This is a genomic window from Lachnoclostridium phytofermentans, assembly GCF_000733755.1.
Taxonomy (GTDB): domain Bacteria; phylum Bacillota; class Clostridia; order Lachnospirales; family Lachnospiraceae; genus Lachnoclostridium; species Lachnoclostridium phytofermentans_A.
The window spans coordinates 428,914-449,920 of record NZ_JPOF01000003.1 but is presented as its reverse complement, the minus strand read 5'-3'; the positions used below and the strand labels follow the sequence as shown (position 1 = coordinate 449,920).

Here is a 21,007-nt window from a genome sequence, read left to right as displayed (position 1 = left end):
CAGTAAGCCATAAAGAAGGAGAGGGTAAGATGCTAAGAGTCTTAGTAGTGGATGATGAGCCATATATCAAACAGGGTTTAGCAATGCTTATTGATTGGAAGTCGGAAGGATATGTAATCATCGGTGAAGCATCAAATGGAAACGAAGCAATACAGTTTTTACAAAAAACAAAAGTAGATCTTATCATTGCAGATATTAAGATGCCTGAAATGAACGGTATCGAGTTATTAGAGTACATAAAAAGGGAAAAGTTATCCGATGCTTCTTATATTATTCTGAGTGGTTATTATGATTTTCAGTATGCAAAATCTGCGATTAAGCATAGCTGTTGTGATTATCTATTAAAGCCAGTACAAAAAGATGAGTTGCTAGAGGTACTACGTAGAGTTTCTCAAAAGAGCAAAGAATTAAATAATCGACAAAAAGAAAATAGAGAAAAGGAAAGAGCACTTTTTGATCGTAATCTTTTAGCACTTATCTGGGGGAAGTATGATAGTTTCAATATCGAGCATGTAACAACCCATTTAAGAGTATCAAATGAAATAAAGTACATAACCATCAGTATTGATTTCACGGACGCAAAGGATCTAGAAGATTCTGAGAAACGTATGCTTCAAAAGAACCTCTATATGCAGGCAAAAGAACTACTTGGAGAAGAAGAATATCATATTATATTTGATGTTGGAAAACAAGATACCTCTTATGAGATTGGATTTGTTTATTGCGACTATCTAGCAAAAGAGGCTAGGCTAACAGAAGGGGATTACTTAAAGCAACTAAGCCAACAACTAGGAGAAGGATTCCCGTATAAAATCGTATTATTTGTCGGAAATAAGGTGGATTCGATTGCAAAGATATCCGAATCGTATCAAACCGCATTGATTGCAAAGACACTGCAAATGTTTCGAAATAATAAGGATATTGCCTTTTATGAAGAAAGTATGCAAACAAGCGGTACATCCTTTCTGGAAAGAAGAAAATTAGATACCTTTATTCAGGCAGTAGAAGAAAACAATAAAGAGGAGATATCCTCCATGGTGGATCGCATTTATGATGATATCAATCAGTCCAATATGGACTATAGCTTGATTAATCTAAATATCAGCTATATATTATATCAACTTATCTATTTAGCCACGAAACAGGATGATAATCTTAATCAAGAAGAAATACTTCAATATATCAGCAGAAATGCTTTCCACAGAGATGCTATGCGAGGTAGCCGAAAGCATTTTAAATTATTTGCAATTGATTTCTCAGATTATTTACAACAGCTTCGTAGAAATGTTTCCAAAGGAATTCTAGCAAGCATTGAGAGAGAAATTGAAGAAAATTATGCTGAGAATATTAGTTTAAAGTCTTTAAGTGAGAAGTATTTCATTAACAGTGCTTATTTAGGACAGGTATTTAAGAAACAGTATGGTTTACCATTTAAGGATTACTTAAATAATTATCGTATCGACCGGGCTGCAGAGATATTATTACGTTCTGACGAAAAGGTGTATGCAGTAGCGGAATTGGTTGGTTATCATAACCTTGATTACTTTATTAATCGGTTTGTTTCAATAAAGGGCTGTACTCCAACAAGATTTCGAAATCAATGTAGGTAATTGGGGAATTACTCATTGATTTTGTGCAATATGTATATTAGTGATAAAAAAATAAAACCATAGATATACATATAGTTTATATGTGTATTATCTATAGTTTGTAAGGTTGTTATAAATGCACAATAATAGTATTCTATATTTAGTCACTAAGTGGTGATGAAACAATAAGAGTAGGGAGGAAAAGCAATGAAAAAAAGATTCTTGTCACTGTTACTCGTACTATTACTGATAATTGCTCTATTACCAGGATGCAGTAAAAAAGATGATACCAAGGATGTAGATAATACGAAGGTGGGAGTAACGAATAAACCAGAAGACAAACCATCCGACGATGGAAAAAAGAAAGAAATTAAAGAATTCACAGCATTCTTTGCAGTACCTGGAACAGAAATCAACGATGATAATGTGTCAATGGAAAAATTAGCTGAGTTAACCGGAGCAAAGTGTAAAGAAACATGGTTAACAGGTCAGACAGCAGAAGAAGCAGTTGGTACTTTAATTGCTGGTGGTGAATACCCAGATTTTATCTGCGGTTCCACAGGCCATGCTCAGTTATTAGAGGCAGGAGCTTATATTCCGATTGATCAGTATTGGGATAACTATCCTAATGTTAAGAACTACTTATCGGAAGAAGAGTGGAACAAGGTTAGAGCTGAGGACGGGCATGTATATATTATTCCTCAATTTGGTATTATCAATGAAAAAGATACCGAATGTGTACATAATGACGAAGCATTTTGGATTCAGACGAGAGTATTAAAATGGGATAACTATCCTAAGATTACAACTCTTGATCAATACTTTGATTTAATAGAAAGATATCTTGCAGCAAACCCTACGATGCCAGATGGAACACCGAATATTGGATATGAAATCTTAAGTGATGACTGGAGATATTTCTGTCTCGAAAACCCACCATTTTTCTTAGATGGTTATCCAAATGATGGATGTGTTATTGTAGATCCAAATACTTTAGAAGTTTCTGACTATAATACTACAGAAACTGCAAAGAAATACTTTGCTAAATTAAATGAAGAGTTTCAGAAGGGTATTATTGACCCAGAAACCTTTACCATGTCATACGATCAGTACATAGCAAAAGTATCTTCCGGACGTGTGTTAGGAATGGTTGATCAGCATTGGAATTTCCAACAGGCAGAAGATGCAATCAAGACACAGGAATTAGATGATTGTACCTATGTCCCACTTGGAATTGTTATGAATGAAGGCACGAAAGAACGCTACCATTCTGCAAGTGCTCTTGACGTATCAAATGGTTTAGGAATAACAGTGAGCTGTAATGATGTCGAAGGCGCAATGAAATTCCTGAATGATTTATTATCACAAGAAGCATTAACACTTCGCTTCTGGGGCATTGAAGGTCAAGATTATATGGTTGGTGATGGTGGAGTTTTCTACCGTACAGAAGAGCAACGTAAAAACTTCGTAAGTCAGGATTATCAGGTGGCTAATTTATGTAAGTATTCCTATTTCCCACAATACGAAGGCATGAATCTGGATGGTATTAATGCTTGGGAACCAGGCAGCCAGCCAGGAGAATTCTTTGAGGCTCTTAGTACCGAGGTTCAGGAATGCTTAAAGGCATATGGTGCGGAAACTTATGTTCAAATGTTGAATCCTTCACAGGAAAATTCACCTTGGTTCCCAATGTGGTCTTATTCTAATACATTTACTTCGGATACAGAGCATGGAATGGCAAAGGTAAATATGGATGAAGTAAAACATGAATATTTACCTAAAGCAGTTATGGCAAAAGACTTTGAAGCTGCATGGCAGGATTACATGAATGTATACAACGATAGAGTAAATGTTGACGCTTACTTAAAAGCGTTAAAAGCAGAAGTTGATAGAAGAATAGCTGTTGCGGAAGGCAAATAATTCATGATGGGTGTAGCGGCAGCTTGCCGACTTACCTTGAATTAGTGGAAAGAGGGCGGTTTTTATGCAGAAGTTTGGGGGCAACCGTCCTCTTTCTTATCAAAGTTTTCTTAGCACCCGTAGTACTTAGCAGATAACTTAGGCAAACAGAGAGTGATTATTGATATTGCATCATAATGGGAGTGAACAAAATGGAAGTGGCGAAACAGAGAAAACAAAAAATCATCAAAGATAAAGGCCCTAAAATAACCAGGAGAGAGATGAAAAAGCAGAAGGAATTAATTTTTTTATCAATTCCATTCGTAATTTATGCGCTAATCTTTTACTATGCGCCTCTTGGTGGTTGGATCATGGCTTTTCAGAACTATAAGCCAAAGGGAGGATTACTGCACTCTCAGTTTGTAGGATTAGCAAAATTTAAAACACTTTTTTCAAATGATGTGTTTATACGAGTAATTCGTAATACGCTATGTATGGGAATTATCAACCTAGTATTAAGTTTTATTTTTTCTATTGGTCTTGCAATCTTACTAAATGAGGTTCGAAATCGAAGAGGAAAGAAGTTTGTACAGACAGTTTCTTATCTACCTCATTTTTTATCTTGGATTATTGTAACCGGAATTGTATTAGATGTGCTGTCTTTAGAGACAGGTATTATTAATCAAGCTTTAGTCGCATTACATATTATTGAGAAGCCAATTAATTGGCTGGCTTATCCAAAATTCTTTTGGCTTATTGTCGGATTTTCGAATGTATGGAAGGAAACAGGATGGGGATCGATTATTTATTTAGCATCCATTACTTCCATTAATCCAGACCTTTACGAAGCAGCATCAATCGATGGTGCAGGCAGATTGCAAAAGATTTTTCATATCACTTTACCGGGGATTAAACCTACGATTTTTATCTTATTGTTAATCAATGTTGGAAATGTCCTAAATGCAGGATTTGAAGTTCAATACTTATTAGGAAATGGCCTTGTTCAGAGCGTATCACAAACAATTGATATCTATGTTTTAAAGTACGGTATCAGTATGGGAGATTATTCTATTGGTACGGCAGCCGGTATATTCAAGAGCGTGGTAAGTATTATTATCATCTTTTTAGCGAATAAGGCAGCAAAAATGGCGGGTGAAGAACGTTTATTCTAGCAAGGAATCAAAGGAATGATACGCATTAGCTTGTTAGAAGACAATTAGTAGCGTAGAAATGAGGTAAAGATGAACAAAAAATTTGTGAGGACAAGAAAAAGGAAAAGCAGTGTGGGTGATAAAGTTTTTACTATTGTTAATACAGTAATATTAACAATTTTTGTAATTATTACTTTATATCCTATTCTAAATACATTAGCGATCTCTTTTAATGATGGAACCGATGCATTAAGAGGTGGCATCTATCTATGGCCAAGGGTATTTACTTGGAAAAATTACCAAACCATAATACATAAGCAAAATCTCTTAACTGCAACAGAGATTTCTATTTTAAGGACTGTTATTGCTACAGTATCGCAATTATTTGTAACAGCACTGTTAGCATATGTCTTAAGTCGAAAAAATTTTATATTCCGTAAGCAAATTTCACTATTATATGTGTTAACGATGTATGTAAATGGAGGGCTAATTCCGACCTTTATGCTCTATAAGGGCCTCGGACTAACGAACAGCTTCTGGGTTTATATTATCCCGGGGATGGTTAGCGCTTTTAATATGCTAGTAATACGTACCTATATGGCTTCCTTACCGGATAGTCTACAAGAATCTGCAGAGATTGATGGAGCAGGGCACTTTACCATCTTTCTAAGAATTATCGTGCCTTTATGTAAGCCGGTTTTTGCAACAATTGCCCTATTTATAGCAGTCTATCAATGGAACTCTTGGTTTGATACGATGCTTTATAACCGAATGAGAAGTGAATATACTACACTTCAATATGAATTAATGAAGCTGCTGTCTGCCGTCACAAACAATAGTTCGAATGCAGAAACTATGAAAAATGCCGGAAATCAAGTAACACCAGCCTCGATACGAGCAGCAGCAACCATTATCACTTCGCTTCCAATTGTATGTTTATATCCATTTTTACAGAGATATTTTGTAACAGGATTAACCATTGGTGGAGTGAAAGAATAAAAAAGTTTGTATTGCTAACCTTTGTTGTAATGGAGGAGTTAGGATGGATGGAGCATTTAAGAGTGGGTGTTATCGAAATGTATTTACCGAGCTAGGCTATCTAGAAGAGGATGTGAATAAGAAAATCTTGGATAGCTTTCAACTCCTGTTCTATGGTTTACCAGAAGAACGCATCTATTATCCTGTAGGCGAAGATCTCGGATATATCGTAGATACCGGTAATCATGATGTTCGAACCGAGGGAATGTCTTATGGAATGATGATGTGTGTGCAGCTAGATAAAAAGGAAGAGTTTGATCGATTATGGAATTGGGCTAAGACCTATATGTATATGGATACAGGGGTAAATAAAGGCTATTTCGCTTGGTCTTGTAAAACAGATGGCACCAAAAATTCCTATGGTCCAGCACCAGATGGTGAGGAGTATTTTGCACTGGCGTTATTTTTTGCATCCAATCGATGGGGGGATGGGAATGGTATTTTTGATTATAGCAAAGAAGCGAGAGAACTTCTTCATGAATGCATTCACAAAGGAGAATTGGATGGAATTGGAGAGCCTATGTGGGAGCCTTCAAACTATCTAATCAAATTTATACCAAATTGCAAGTTTACAGATCCATCGTATCATTTACCACATTTTTATGAGCTATTTGCGCTTTGGGCTTATGAAGAAGACCGAGAATTTTTTAAAAAAGCAGCGGATGCAAGCCGTTCTTACCTTAAACTTGCATGCCATGAAAAAACAGGACTTTGTGCAGAATATGCGGAATATGATGGTTCTGTGCATAGTGGAGATAAAAAAAGATTTGGACGCCATGATTGGTATTATAGCGATGCCTATCGAACAATCGCAAACATTGGTCTTGATTATCTATGGTTTGCTGCGGATGAGTGGCAGGTGACCTGTGCGAATAACCTTCAGAAGTTTTTTTGTGAAACGGTGAAACATCATGCAAGTGGCATCTATGGAGTAGATGGAACAATTATAAAAGGAGAAGCTCTACATCCAGTTGCAATAATCGCCACCAATGCCCAGGCATCCTTAGCAGCAGATGGTCCTTATGCAAAAGAGTGTGTTGAGAAGTTTTATCATACTGCTTTAAGAGATGGAGACAGAAGATACTATGACAATTGCTTATTTTTGTTTGCACTGCTAGCGTTGAGTGGAAATTATCGTATCTGGAAGTAGGATAGTTATCTATGGCGTTAGTATTGTGCTATTAAGGAGCGTTCATTAGGTGGAGATGAATATGAAGGAGAAGGAACCAAAAAGGGAGAAGAAGGTATCTAACATTCAGGTCGGTTTACGGAAGAAGGAATCAAGAAGACTAAATGAATCAAAAACAGAAAATGAGCTACATAGGAGTAATGAGTTACATAGAAGTAATGAGACGAATAGGATAAATGAGCCGATTAGAAGGAACGAATTGAGTATTAATATGGATTCTGAGCCAAGGATAAGGAAAGAAGATAAACCGGTAAATAGGAAGAAAGGTTTTATCAGTATTGGTTTTAAGATGGTCATCATTTATTTTATTCCGGTCATATTCTTGATTGTTTTAGGAGTAGTTTCTTATCTGGTGGCTTCCAATGCTATTGTAAAAAACTATGAGCAGGCCACTCTGAATACGCTTGATATGATGAGTAAGTATTATTCTTACGGACTCAAAAAACAAGAAACAAAATCTTTGGAATACATCATGAACAATTCTGTGCGTGATTATTATGGTAGTAGCCAAAAAGATGTTGTACAAGAGTTGGAACTGGTAAAGAAATTATCCTCAACCTTTGGGAATGTAGTCAGCATTGATGAAGACGTAAGCAATCTATACTTTTTTGGAAGTAGTCATAAGTCCATCATCGGATCGGAAATCTATAGCGATGAAATTTACCAAGCGGTTAGTAGTGAGGGAGAAATTAAAGAATTCTTAGACTCTGGTAAAACGATAGCATGGATTGGCTCTCATAAGATACTTGATAAAGCTGTGAACAAGCAGAAGGAATATGGAATTTCATGTATTCGATATATCTTAAGTTCCTCCGGTAAGAAAGTTGGAATTATGATACTTGATATTTCGAATGAGTTTATAAAGAATACTCTCACAGAGAGCGAATTCCCTAATGGTAGCATGGTTGCATTTATTACTGATGATGGAAAGGAAATCATTGTTTCAAAAGGTGAGAATTACATACCTCTAATAGAAAACAATATATTCTCTCCGGAGAGAGATTTAGAAGAACATGGGTATTCTTATGTGGATTATCAAGGAAAAGATTACTTAGTTCTATATTCCAGATTGGAAACAAGCGGAGCCTATACCTGTGCCTTAGTTCCCAAAGAAGCGGTACTAAAACAAGTGGATTCGGTAAAAGCGGTAACAGTAATCATAGTGATATGTGCCAGCACGATAGCATGTTTATGCGGAATTTTATTTGCACGAAGTATTGCTGGAGTTATAAAAAAAGTGAGTTTTGTTCTAGCTGCGACAGCAGAAGGGGAGTTAACGAATCAGCTTGATTTAAAAAGAAAAGATGAATTTTCATATCTGGGCTTGGCAATCAATAAAATGAATGAGAACATGAGAGGGCTTATCCATAAAACTGTAAAAATTGGTGAAGTTGTGTCTTTCTCTTCAAAGGAAGTAACGAAAACATCTCAGGTTTTGTTTGAAACTTCAAAGGGGATTCATTCATCAATCTCGGATATTGAAGTTGGGACAGGAGATCAGGCAAGGGAGATTGAGCAGTGTTATTTGCATATGAATGATTTGGCAGAACAGATTATAAGCGTGTATCAAAGTATGAATGAGATGGTAAAAGTATCCGATGATACGAAGCTTATCCTGACTGATCATACAGAGATGGTAAAAGAGTTAGGAGAAAATGCAAGAAATACTGCTGATATCACAAAAGGAGTTATCGCTCAGGTACAAAGACTTGGCATAGAATCAAAAACAATATCTAATATAGTAAGTTCCATTGATAATATTGCGACACAAACAAATCTCTTATCGCTCAATGCTTCCATTGAAGCAGCCAGAGCAGGAGCAGCAGGAAGAGGTTTTTCTGTGGTAGCAGATGAGATAAGAAAACTGGCAGAACAATCGAAGGCATCTGCTGCTGAGATAAGTAAGATTGTTAGCTACATTCAAAGTCTCTCTGATTCTACAATGGAAAGTGCGTATCAAGCAGAAAAAATGCTGGAAAATCAAGCACATGCAATGGGAGATACGGTAGCTGCATTTCAATTAATCGGAAATCAAGTAGAAAAACTTGTTGCAAGCATAGTATCGATTAGTGAACGAATTGTTGTTGTGACAGATAAGAAGAATGTAACCTTAGAAGCACTGGAAACTATCTCTGCGACATCAGAAGAAACAGCTGCAGCTTCGGTAGAACTCGTAACAACTGCTGACAATCAGTTACATGCAGTTGAGGTTTTAAAGCGGGAAGCAGAAGAACTTGAGAAAGAGGCACTTTCTTTAATTCAAGCGATTCAATTATTTAAGATAGAATAGGAGAACATACGATCCTCAGAGTACTAAACCTTAAAAAGCCCCAAAATTGCTCTTTAAGGTCTAGTACTCTGAGGATCGTATGTTCATAAAAAGGAATAGTTCGCGAAGCAGTTAGCGTACCTTGACATTGATTCTGAGTTATGTTAATCTACGCACAATCATTACTGTAACAATTATTGCTGTAAATTTAGAAGAAATACCATGTGATGGGCTTTCTAGATTTACTAGTTTCTAACAAGGAAAAGCTCGTATTGCGCGCTTTTTCTTGTTGCTATTTTTAAAGTTATTTAGACTATTTATTATTAGCCATTAATGCTACTAAAGGAGGAAAGAATGAAAAATTTCATGGAATTAGAATACCAAAGACCTGATTTTAATGAAGAAAAGGAACGTATAAGAAATTATATTCAAGAATTAAAAAAAGCATCCAGTTATGAAGAGATGCGTAATTTGTTTCTACAAGAAGAAAAAGATAGCGAGAATATGCGTACGATGCAGACGATAGCGAGCATTCGTAATACGGTGAATACAACGGATATATTTTATGAAGAAGAAATGAAAGCGTTTCACAAAGAGCTTGGCGAATTCACCTTATTAAGCCAAGAAGAAAATGCAGTAATTCTTGCTTCTAAATATAAAGATGATTTCGAAAAGGAATTTGGCCCACTTCTAATTAAGAAAATGGAAGTAAGTCAGATGCTTGCAAATAAAGCTATTGTTGATGATATAGCAATGGAAGCTATGTTAACACAAAATTATTCAAAGACTGCGGCAGCATGCAGTACAACTTTTCGAGGAAAAAGCTGTAACTTTTATGGGCTATTAAAGCACATGCAGAGTACAGATCGCAAGGAGAGAAAAGAAGCATTTTTAGCATGGGCTGATTTATATAAAGAGGCAGCTCCTGACTTAGATAAGTTATATGATGAATTAGTTACACTCAGAAAAGGTATCTCTACGAAATTAGGATTTTCCAATTATATTGATATGGCTTATTTAAAGAGGGGTCGTTTTGACTATAAATCTGAGGATGTGGAAAACTTTAGAAAGCAAGTTAAGGAAGTAATTGTACCGGTTTGTCAAAGACTTTATGAGGAACAGAAAGAACGTTTAGGAATTGACAATTTGCATTATTATGATGAGTCTCTTTCTTATCCAGAAGGAAATCCGGAACCAATTGGAGATAAAGATGAATTAATAAATAAAGCACAAATAATGTATCGAGAGCTCTCCAAGGAAACAGGTGAGTTTTTTGATTTTATGAAGGAACACGGGTTATTTGATCTTGAGACAAAGCAAGGAAAACGACCTGGTGGATATTGTACGTACCTTGCTGCACACAAGGCACCATTTATCTTTTCTAACTTTAATGGAACGAGTGCAGATGTGGATGTATTAACACATGAAGCTGGTCATGCTTTTGAATCATTTACAGCTGGTAGGATTCAACCGCTGACTGTAATGGTATTTTCAACAAGTGAGATTAATGAGATTCACTCGATGTCGATGGAGCATTTTACTTATCCTTGGATGGAGAGTTTCTTTGGTGAAAAAGCGGATAAGTATCGATATGCTCATCTTGCCTCAGCTCTTTTAGTAATACCGTATATGGTATGTGTTGATGAATTCCAGCATCGTGTCTTTTCGGAAAATCTAACTGCCAAGGATCGTAGAAAAGTATGGCGTGAACTAGAGTTAACGTATATGCCATGGAGAGATTACGATGGAAATGAATTCTTAGAGCAGGGAGGTTTCTGGATGCAGAAACAGCATATCTTCCTATATCCATTTTATTATATTGATTATGCACTGGCACAGATGGGAGCGTTTGAATTCTATGCAAAGATGTGCGAGGATAGCAAAAAAGCATGGGAGGATTATTATAAACTCTGCAAAATCGGTGGTAGTAAGGGGTATTTTGAGACGTTATCTTATGCAGGGCTTAGTAACCCTCTAAAAGATGGTAGTGTGAAAAAGATTATAGATTTTGTGGAAAGTAAGTTATTTGCTTAGTTCTTAAATTATATTTTGATAATTGTAGTGTTTATGAGAAGGGTATGATTTATATAATTGTTATTAAAGCCATGAAACAGCCATAAATGAATACTCATAATCCTCTATTAGTCTATTACTTTTATTTCATCAAAATGGGTTAAAGATATATTAATTGAGCAGAGCATAAATGCTCTGCTCAAACAAGAATAAATATCAACTATAAGTTGTGACAGAGCCAAATTAATAATTATTTACTTTTTAAGAAGTATCTCATCAAATCCTGTAAATGAGTATGTTAAGACGGATTGCCTTTAAGAAAAATCTACTGAATGCACATAAAAAATGCCTGCTAAAGATGATATGTAAATTATCCTCATCGTAAATACTAATGAAAGTTATTTACGATAGGAAGTTTGATTTTACTATATCGTGTTAGCGGGCATTTATTAAGCTATTGTGTCAGATAGTACGGCATTATTTCTACCTTTATTATTTGTTTTATAGAAAATGTTTGATTGTTCTCATAATAAAAACATGGTAAAATATAAGCTCAATAAGGGTGGTGATTTTAATGAATGATATTACAATAATTGAATTAAATGAAGATCAAGTGGAAGCTCTTGAAACTAGGTTAAATGATTTTGATGAGAAGTATATCTCATACAAATTAGATGGAAGGATACATATTGGAGCAAGAATAGGGGATACCATAGTTGGTGGAATTGATGCGTGTATGACGGCATTTAAGATATTGTATGTTTCCACTGTATTTGTTGAGGAGAAATATCGTCAACAAGGAATCGGTAGACAGTTAATGAGCGAATTAGAAAGAAGAGCGATTTCTCTAGGTGCCAATATGATAAGGTTAGATACGTTTGATTGGCAAGGAAAAGATTTTTATCTTGCTTTAGGTTATGAGCAAGTTGGTTTCTATGAAAATCAGAAGGATGGTTTTTCAGAGTACTTCTTTTTAAAACGACTTTAGAGAGTTAAATCTGGAGGCTATAGAAATGCGAATTTGTGTCTTAGTACAAATTCACATAATTTCGAGAGAATGGAGATTAGTATGAAAATTACAGTGATTGGTTGCGGACGCTGGGGCTCCTTAATAACATGGTATTTAGATAAGATTGGACAAGAAGTCACGTTATATGGTCGGAAAGACTCGGAACATATGCAAAGATTTATGCATGAGAGAAAGAATGATTTACTGGAATTACCTCTATCCGTAGAGTTAACAAATGAGCTTGATGTAGTTATACAATCTGAGATTATTGTTATTTCAATAAATTCGCAGGGACTTCAAAGCCTAATGGACGAATTAAAGCCACTCCATATACAGAATAAAGTTATTGTCCTATGTATGAAAGGAATCGAAATCTCATCTGGAAGAAGATTAACCCAAATTGTGAACGACAATTTGGATTTCTCCAATGAGGTAGCGGTATGGCTTGGGCCTGGTCATGTACAAGAGTTCTATCGTGGGGTGCCAAATTGCATGGTAATTGATAGTAAGAATGAGCAAGTGAAAAAGTTACTGGTGGAATCATTTTCAAGTGATTTGATTCGTTTTTATTACGGACAGGATCTGATTGGAAATGAAATCGGTGCGGCAGCTAAGAATGTAATAGGTATCGCTGCTGGTATGTTAGATGGTTTAGGACTATCTTCGTTAAAGGGTGCCTTAATGTCAAGAGGAACGAGAGAAATTGCAAGATTAATAAAAGCGATGGGTGGAAATGAGTTATCAGCCTATGGATTGTGCCATTTAGGAGACTATGAAGCTACGGTATTTTCTCAGTATAGCCATAATCGCCGTTTTGGCGAGGCCTTTGTAAAAAAAGAAAAGTTTGATAAATTAGCGGAAGGTTATTATACCGTTAAGGCGATTGTAAGCCTTGGAAAAAACTACGGCGTGGACTTACCAATTTGTATGGCAGTTTATGAGATATTATACCGCGAGAAGGATGCTCCAGAAACTTTAAATGGTCTATTTACCAGATCCATTAAGTGCGAATTTTAGTTGGAATTTCCTATGGCAGCAATATAGTAGCATCAGTCAATAAAGAGATAGAAGAGATTGTCACGTAGCATATTAATGCTTAATCTATCGTTGATGTATCCATATAAATTTACTGCTACTATTTGCTACCATCATCATCACTCCAATCTTTAAACTTTGTCCCACAGATAATACAACTTTTCTGTTCCTGTTGTATCCGAGTATTACCGCAGGTCTGACATTCGTAGAAACCGTTCTTTAATGCTACTCTGGTTTTTTCATTTGCTTTAAAATATTCCGCTATTTTTTTATCTTGATAAAGCTCAATCTTTAGTAAAACAAAAAGGAATAAAAGAATTAGAAAACCTAATACCAGCGATGCTATTGCAAATAGTTGAAACTGTTCTTGCTTCGTTAACGACCAAAGAAAATAACAGATCACTGGTACAACAATCAAACAAATTGACGCACTGCTAATTATCTTATGGCCATAATTGATAGAATTTATCTTTTTCATTGCTCTACCTCTATGTATACTAAAAAAATATTTCAGTATCCATAGTATACTTTTTGCTTTTCTTAATGTCAATATTAGGTAATCAAATATTTCTAATTGTTGTTTTGGAGAATATCTTACAGAGGGCATAAAAAGCTTTAATTTTGTAAAATGTGATATCACCAATTTTAATTTGAGAAAAAAAGGAAACCTTCAGAAAGCATGGATTTTTATAACAAAAACAAGTATAATAAAGCCCAAGTAATCCATTTAACAAAGGAATATTGATAGAATTTATCTTATAGAGGTAATTACATTTACCAAAGTATATGTACAAAAGTAGAAGGAAGATAGAAGGGAGCACGCAAATGCTATTATCCAAGCAGGAAAAACAACGTTTATTAGAGATAGAACAAGAATATAAGAATAGTCTGTTAACAATAGAGGATTTAAGTAATAGTTATAAAGAAAGCAGGGTACTTATAGAAAAACGAGAGCAGGAAATGAGACAGCTTCAGCAAAGCGTTACTTTTTTCAAAAGTGAGATTGCAAAGTACAATGAAATTACTGCTGAGGTGGAAGCTTATGTGAAAGAAAGAGAAGACCAGATTTCAAGATTGAACAGTGAAGTTAACGATTATGACTCAAAACTAAAAGCGCTTCGTCTTGATAAGGAAAGCCTCTCAAGCACAGTGAAAGAAAAGCAAAAAGCATTGAATGAGTTGGAAAATAAATTAAAAATAAGCGAAGAAGAACGTTTGTCTGGGAAAGCAAAAATAGAAGCGAATGAAAACCAGCTAAAAGAGCTGGCAAAGCTATTAGAAGAATCAGAGACTATATTCACGGAAAAAGAGGATGAAATTTCTAAACTTTCGGAGAACGTGAAGAGTCTAGAGATGGAGCTTGAGGAAAAAACTTCCATCATTAAAAATAAGGTTGATCTCATCCATGGTTTAGAGGAAGAAGAAAAGAAGCAAAAGGAAGAACTAACTAAGGCCAAAGCCCTTAATGAAGAATTAAAACTTAAGTCGGAGGAAGCTAAGAAAAGCCAAGATAGTCTGAATATTCAATTAGAGGATCTAAAGGCGAAATATGAGCTTGGGAAGAATGAACTCTTACAGCAAAAGGAACAGCTTGAAGAAAAAGAGTTAGAACATAGCAAATTAGTAGAGAACATAGAAAAGCTACAAATTGAATTAAATCAATGTCTAGATACTCATGAGAACATAAAGAGTGAATTACTGCAAAGTAAGAATTTAGTCAAAGATTTAGAGAAGGAAAAAGTAATTCTAACGGAAGAACATAAATCTTTCATACTTAAGCTAGAAGATGAGGAGAAGAAAAACCAAGGGTTAACGAATTCTTTAGAAGAAATAAAGATTCAGCTTGAACATACGAAGCAAGAGCTTAAGGAAACCTCTTCGGAAAATCTGATAAAGGTAAATGAAATTGAGGAGCTTTCAACTCTAGTCGAAAAATCAAACTCGGATCATAAAAAGTCATTAGAAGAAATTAATATCCTGTCTCAAAAACTGGATGGTTTAACCAAAGAAAAAGAGAAGTTAGATGCTGAAAAACTGGAGCTTGAAGGTTTACTAACCTCTTCCAGACTCGAGAAAGAGCAACTAATAAAACAGCTAGAAAACTTAAGTAAAGAAGCTGAAAACCTAACATCTAAGGTTAGCGAGCTTGAAGAACTATTGGAGTTATCAGGAAATGAAGTTGCTCAAATATCTGAGAAGCTAAAGCAGGGAGAGGAAGAAAATACTAGGCTACTGAATGAAGTAGAAACGGTTAAAAAACAAGCAAGCAACGAGATAGATACTCTGAAAAAACAAGCAAGCAACGAGATAGATATTCTGAAAAAACAATTTCAAGCAGAAAATTTAAAGTTACAGGAAAAGTTTGAGCAAGAGAGAAGCAACATTAGAGCGCAAGCAGAGCAAGATTTAGAAGAATACTTGGAGCTTGCGGAACAAGAGAAGGAAGCTATTAGATCGCAAGCAAATCAAGACTTAGAGGAATATAAGAAGCTTGTAACAAGGGAAAAAGAAGATATGAAGGTGAAAGCGGAACGTGAGTTAGAAGAACACAAGAAGCTTGCACAACTTGAGATAGAAAATATAAAGACAGTAGTTGAAAAAGAGAAAGAAGATATAAAAACTTCTAAGGAAAACGAATTAGAAGAATATAAGAAACTTGTAGCTCTTGAACAAGAAGAGTTAAAAGAGAAGACGGTAAAAGAGAGAAACCTCCTTGAGGAGAAGTTAATCGTTGCAGCTAAAGAAAGAGAACAGTTAAAGGAAGAAGTTGAGAATTCAAGAGAAACAGAAGCTAATTTGGAGTCAAAGATTCGAGAATTAGAAGAACTTATAGAATTATCTGAAGCGGAAGTCTCCGAAGTCTCTTTTAAACTAAAACACTCTACAGAAGAGAATCATAGGGTACAGGAGGAAATGAAAAGACTGAAAGCTGAAGCAAGTCTTGAGGTCGAAAACCTGAAAAAAACATTCATCAAAGAAAATGAAGAGTTACAAGAAAAATTTAATCAAGAGATTCTTTTAATAAAAGAAGATGCAAAAGTTGAAAAAGAAGCAATTAAAACAAACTCAGAACTGGAACTAGAAAAATTCAAGAAATTTGCAGAACAAGAGAAAGAAAATCTATATGTAGAAGCAGAAACTAGATTAGAAGAATATAAAAAATTATCAGAGAATAAACTTGAAGAATATAAGAAACTTGCTCAAATGGAACAAGATGAGATAAAAGAAAATGCAAGAAAAGAGAAAAAGTTATTAGAAGATCAGATAGCAAGAGAATTCCAGGAAAAAGAGCAATTACAGTGTATCATTAAAAAGTTAAATGAAGAAGAGATATCCCTGAAAGCTAAGCTTAGTGAGTTAGAGGATTATATAGAGTTAACCAAGGAAGAAGTTCATAATCTAAATAAGAAGCTAGAACAAGCTGAGTTTGAGAATAGAGATCTAAGAGGAGAAACTCAAGCGTTACAAGAACAAGCTGACAATAAGATTAAATTACTTGAAGAAAAGATTGAAAATGAGGTGGAAAGCTTAAAAGTAGTTGAGCAAAAAGTGATTGATTACGAAGTACTTATCAATGAAAAAGATAAGCTTTTAGAACAACGGAAAGAACATATTTATCAATTAGAACAAAAATTATATAAGATTCATCAAGAAGATGTAACAAAAGCAAATGATATGAATCAGCTGCAAGAAGCAATGAAACAAATTACGAATGATAAAGAAGTTCTTTCAAGTGAGGTAAAAAGAGCACAAGAACTTATTAGCCAGTTAGAAGAAAAAATAAAAGTGAGTGAATCTGAGAAGAATACTTTATTAAGTAAAATAGATCAAAAAGATGCTATCATGAACTCAGCAAAGCTTGCATTAGAGAGGCAACGTGACATCTCTATTGAACAAACGATGAATATAGCAAAGCAAAAAGATAGAGTAGAAGAGCAGACAAAAGTAATACAGCAATTAATAGATAAAAATGAAGAACTTCAACAAATAAATAATACTTTAACTACTGAAATCAAGGAGTTCAAAGAGAAGGAAAAATCAATAATAGATGATACAGTCGATAATGAGAAGCTTAATAAAGAGAACCTATATAAAGAGAAGCAATTATTAGAAATGAATTTAGCAGAAAAGGATAAGAAAATTGATGAGTTAGAAACTCATATTATTGAGTTAATGATTGAGCTTGAAAGTAAAATAGATAAAAAGTAAATTAAATTAGAAGGATTAGAATAAAAGAGATAATAGTATGCTTTTGAAAAGCATACTAATTATCTCTTTTTTACATTATTAAATACCATAAATGGTATAATTCGCATTAATACAAAACTATTTTGATAATAATTAATATAAATTACAATTATTATGTGATTTGTGAAAAAATAGTTCTATTTAATAACAAATGTAAAAGTAAACGGACAACAATGTTAATAAAATATCATTAACTAAAAATGTAAATAAAATAATATAAAACATGTAAAATTTCATGGGTTGAAAAATGTAAATAAATGGTATACGATTTCCACGTAGGACATGCAGTCCTATCAAATAATTATAAGGAGGAATAGCAATGAAAAGAAAACTGAAACAAAGATGTGCTGTTTTAGTGGCAGTTGCAACAATGATAGCATCGTTGCAATGGGGGAGAATGCCAGCACAAGCAGTAACAGCAGACGGTCTTACCTCTCAACAGTATGTTGAGGCGATGGGCCAAGGTTGGAACTTAGGAAATTCCTTTGATGGTTTTGACTCAGATACCTCTAAACCAGATTTGGGCGAGACAGCTTGGGGTAATCCTAAGGTTACAAAAGAGCTAATCCGTGCAGTCAAACAAAAAGGATACGATAGTATTCGTATACCATTAACTTTATATCGTAGATATACGGAGAGTAATGGTGTTTGCACTGTCGATAGTGCATGGATTGCACGTTATAAAGAAGTAGTAGATTATGCGGTTGCAGAAGGTCTATACGTAATGATAAACATTCACCATGACTCTTGGATATGGTTATCCTCATGGGATGGAAATAAGAGTTCTGTGCAATATGTAAGATTTACTCAGATATGGGATCAACTTGCGAAGGCATTTAAAGATTATCCATTACAAGTAAGTTTTGAAACGATTAATGAGCCGAATTTTACAGATTCCGGAAGTATTACGGCGCAGAATAAATTGGATATGATTAACCAAGCAGCTTATAATATTATTCGTGCTTCTGGTGGATTGAATGCAAAGAGAATGATTGTTTTACCATCCTTGAATACGAACCATGAGAAGAGTGCTCCATTGGCTGATTTCATTACCAAATTAAATGATCCTAATGTTATTGCAACTGTTCATTATTATAGTGAATGGGTATTTAGTGCAAACTTAGGAAAAACAGGCTTTGATGAAGACCTATGGGGAAATGGTGATTACACTCCTCGTGATGCAGTCAACAAGGCATTAGATACTGTCTATAATGCCTTTACAGCAAAAGGAATCGGTGTTGTAATCGGAGAGTTTGGTCTTCTGGGATATGACTCTGCATTTGAATGTAATCAACCAGGTGAAGAACTAAAATACTATGAGTATATGAATCATGTAGCTAGACAGAAGAAAATCTGTTTAATGTTTTGGGACAATGGATCTGGTATCAATCGTAATGATTCTCAGTATAGTTGGAGAAAACCAGTGGTTGGAAAGATGTTAGAAGCTTCTATGACGGGACGTTCCTCTTATGCAACTGGTCTTGATACTATTTACTTAAATGGTAGTTCCTTTACTGATATCAATATACCACTTACACTAAATGGTAACACTTTTGTTGGAGTTACTGGATTAACTAACGGTACCGATTATACATATAACCAATCCAGTGCAACATTGACCTTAAAATCTTCTTATGTTAAGAAAGTTTATGATGCAATGGGTAGCAATTATGGAACTGTAGCTGAATTAGTGCTTAAGTTTTCAAGTGGAGCTGATTGGCATCAGTATCTTGTGAAATTTAAAGCACCGGTATTTCAGAATGCAAGCGGAACTGTATCAAATGGAATTAATATTCCAGTTCAATTTAACGGAAGTAAACTCCGTCGTTCCACTGCTTATATAGGTTCTAATCGTGTTGGACCAAACCAAAGCTGGTGGATGTACCTACAGTATGGTTCTAATTATCAGGCAAATTATACCGATAATATATTAACCATTAAGTCCGATTTCTTTAAAGATGGATCCGTTTATGATGGCAATATATCATTTGAGATGGAATTCTATGATGGGCAAAAGGCGAAATATAACCTAAATAAATCAAATGGTACGATAACAGGTACCGCAACAGGAGTAACACCAACACCAACGCCAACGGTGACACCAACTCCGACACCAACCGTGACGCCTACTGTTACACCAACACCAAGCGTAACACCATCTGTAACCCCAACGGTAACGCCTACTCCAATCCCAGGAACAGGACCAGTTTCATTAAAATATGAAGTAACAAATACTTGGGATAAACATACACAGGCGAGTATTACATTAACAAACACCTCTAGCAAAGCACTTAAGAATTATGTAGTCTCCTTTACTTATACTGGATATATCGATCAGATCTGGGCTGCTGACTTAGTTAGTCAGACTTCTGGTACTATTACAGTGAAGGGACCAGCATGGGCTATGAATCTAGAACCAGGGCAAAGCATGACCTTTGGATTCATTGCATCGCATGATACACAAACTGTTGCGCCACCAGCTAATGTTACGTTGGTTAGTTCAAATTAAATGTTTTCCAGTTTATTTTATGGAAAAATGACAGCGTTACTTCCAATTTTATAAATAAAATTAATTCAACTCTACTATCGTAAAAAGGAATAGGATAAAGAGTATGAGTTAATAACTATGATAGAACGATAAAAAGACTAGGTTATCTTTATACTTGAGACAGAGTAGGATAACCTAGTTTTTTCATAATTTTATGAATATAAATTTATGAAATTCATTATAGATAGGCACATTTACAGGAAGGATTGAACGTTAGAAATTCGTATGAAAAATTTAAGAAGAGAGCAAATTAAAAGGGTAAGACTATTCGAAAAACAGAGAAATTCACTGCGAGAGCATATAGATAAGGAATATGTCGAAAATGGGAGAGCTGTCGTTAATGTCATACTACAAGAAGATACTACCCTTTATGAGCCATTTTCTTATGGTTGTCAAAAGGATCTTTCTGGGGACATCTATGAATATATAGATTCTAAAATATACTATATTCCGGTACGTTATCCGATTATTATCCGTTTCTTAAACTCAAATCTGATTGCACAAGAGGAAAAGAAAATTAGTTCTTATATAAAAGAACATTATACGCTGATTTTACAAGACAAGAGATTGGATTTAAAAATAAATACATTGAAAATAGTTTGTCTTACAGTGTTAGGATTTCTACTGCTCGGACTATACTTTTTACTAGAGATAACAAATCAGAATCCACTTTTTATGGAGTTTTTGAGTATTGCGGGAACCTTTTCTTTATGGGAGGCTGTAGATTTTTATTTACTGGAGCGCAGGCAAATTCAAACAGAATGGCTTAATGCGGGACAAAGTGCTATTTGTGAGGTGGAATTTATTGATAAAAAGGTGAATTAGTAAAGATAGAAAGAGTTATCTATTGAAAAATTATCTTGTAAGAATTGAATATTTTTACTATAATATGGAATATGTTTCAAAATGAAAATAAACTACTAATATATCACTACCTTTATATATTAGTACCATTTGTTTTCATTCATTGTATAAAAAAATAGACTTTCCATATACTATAGCCTTTTGAAGTTATTCTC

Annotated in this window: 13 protein-coding genes; 12 read left to right on the top strand and 1 reads right to left on the bottom strand. The window is 34.7% G+C overall.

The features are described from left to right. Positions 1-29: 29 nt before the first annotated feature. The 9 genes from CC92_RS0107445 to CC92_RS0107405 all read left to right on the top strand — a co-directional run bounded on the left by CC92_RS0107445 (position 30) and on the right by CC92_RS0107405 (position 13,174). A complete protein-coding gene (locus CC92_RS0107445) occupies positions 30-1,610 on the top strand; it encodes a response regulator transcription factor (RefSeq protein WP_029503540.1) in 1,581 nt (526 codons plus the stop codon). Between the two features lie 186 nt (positions 1,611-1,796). Beyond that, positions 1,797-3,509: an extracellular solute-binding protein gene (locus tag CC92_RS0107440; RefSeq protein ID WP_029503541.1), complete on the top strand. Its 1,713-nt coding sequence runs from the start codon at positions 1,797-1,799 to the stop codon at positions 3,507-3,509. A gap of 191 nt (positions 3,510-3,700) precedes the next feature. After that, entirely contained in the window at positions 3,701-4,660 is a 960-nt protein-coding gene (locus CC92_RS0107435; RefSeq protein ID WP_029503542.1) for an ABC transporter permease, read from the top strand. Positions 4,661-4,729: 69 nt separating this feature from the next. Beyond that, the gene (locus tag CC92_RS0107430) at positions 4,730-5,638 is read left to right on the top strand and encodes a carbohydrate ABC transporter permease (RefSeq protein WP_029503543.1); all 909 of its coding nucleotides are present in this window, start codon (positions 4,730-4,732) and stop codon (positions 5,636-5,638) included. A gap of 43 nt (positions 5,639-5,681) precedes the next feature. Then, positions 5,682-6,827: a glycosyl hydrolase family 8 gene (locus CC92_RS0107425; protein ID WP_029503544.1), complete on the top strand. Its 1,146-nt coding sequence runs from the start codon at positions 5,682-5,684 to the stop codon at positions 6,825-6,827. A 61-nt stretch (positions 6,828-6,888) separates the two neighbouring features. Beyond that, on the top strand, positions 6,889-9,156 hold the full coding sequence (locus CC92_RS0107420) for a methyl-accepting chemotaxis protein (RefSeq protein WP_029503545.1): 2,268 nt from the start codon (positions 6,889-6,891) through the stop codon (positions 9,154-9,156). 333 nt (positions 9,157-9,489) lie between these two features. After that, positions 9,490-11,169 carry a M3 family oligoendopeptidase gene (locus CC92_RS0107415; protein WP_029503546.1) on the top strand — a complete coding sequence of 560 codons (1,680 nt, stop codon included), beginning with the start codon at positions 9,490-9,492 and terminating at the stop codon, positions 11,167-11,169. A 553-nt stretch (positions 11,170-11,722) separates the two neighbouring features. Next, positions 11,723-12,136: a GNAT family N-acetyltransferase gene (locus CC92_RS0107410; RefSeq protein WP_197035787.1), complete on the top strand. Its 414-nt coding sequence runs from the start codon at positions 11,723-11,725 to the stop codon at positions 12,134-12,136. Between the two features lie 81 nt (positions 12,137-12,217). Beyond that, the gene (locus CC92_RS0107405; protein ID WP_029503548.1) at positions 12,218-13,174 is read left to right on the top strand and encodes an NAD(P)H-dependent glycerol-3-phosphate dehydrogenase; all 957 of its coding nucleotides are present in this window, start codon (positions 12,218-12,220) and stop codon (positions 13,172-13,174) included. A 118-nt stretch (positions 13,175-13,292) separates the two neighbouring features. Here CC92_RS0107405 and CC92_RS0107400 read toward each other — a convergent pair whose 3' ends face one another. Further along, positions 13,293-13,670, bottom strand: coding sequence for a hypothetical protein (locus tag CC92_RS0107400; RefSeq protein WP_029503550.1), 378 nt, complete (start codon positions 13,668-13,670; stop codon positions 13,293-13,295). Positions 13,671-14,017: 347 nt separating this feature from the next. Here CC92_RS0107400 and CC92_RS0107395 point away from each other — a divergent pair, with 347 nt between their 5' ends. The 3 genes from CC92_RS0107395 to CC92_RS0107385 all read left to right on the top strand — a co-directional run bounded on the left by CC92_RS0107395 (position 14,018) and on the right by CC92_RS0107385 (position 20,813). Then, on the top strand, positions 14,018-17,401 hold the full coding sequence (locus CC92_RS0107395; protein WP_029503551.1) for a hypothetical protein: 3,384 nt from the start codon (positions 14,018-14,020) through the stop codon (positions 17,399-17,401). A gap of 358 nt (positions 17,402-17,759) precedes the next feature. After that, positions 17,760-19,949, top strand: coding sequence for a cellulase family glycosylhydrolase (locus CC92_RS0107390; RefSeq protein ID WP_155998378.1), 2,190 nt, complete (start codon positions 17,760-17,762; stop codon positions 19,947-19,949). A 264-nt stretch (positions 19,950-20,213) separates the two neighbouring features. Beyond that, positions 20,214-20,813, top strand: coding sequence for a hypothetical protein (locus CC92_RS0107385; protein ID WP_029503553.1), 600 nt, complete (start codon positions 20,214-20,216; stop codon positions 20,811-20,813). The last annotated feature ends 194 nt before the right edge of the window (positions 20,814-21,007 follow it).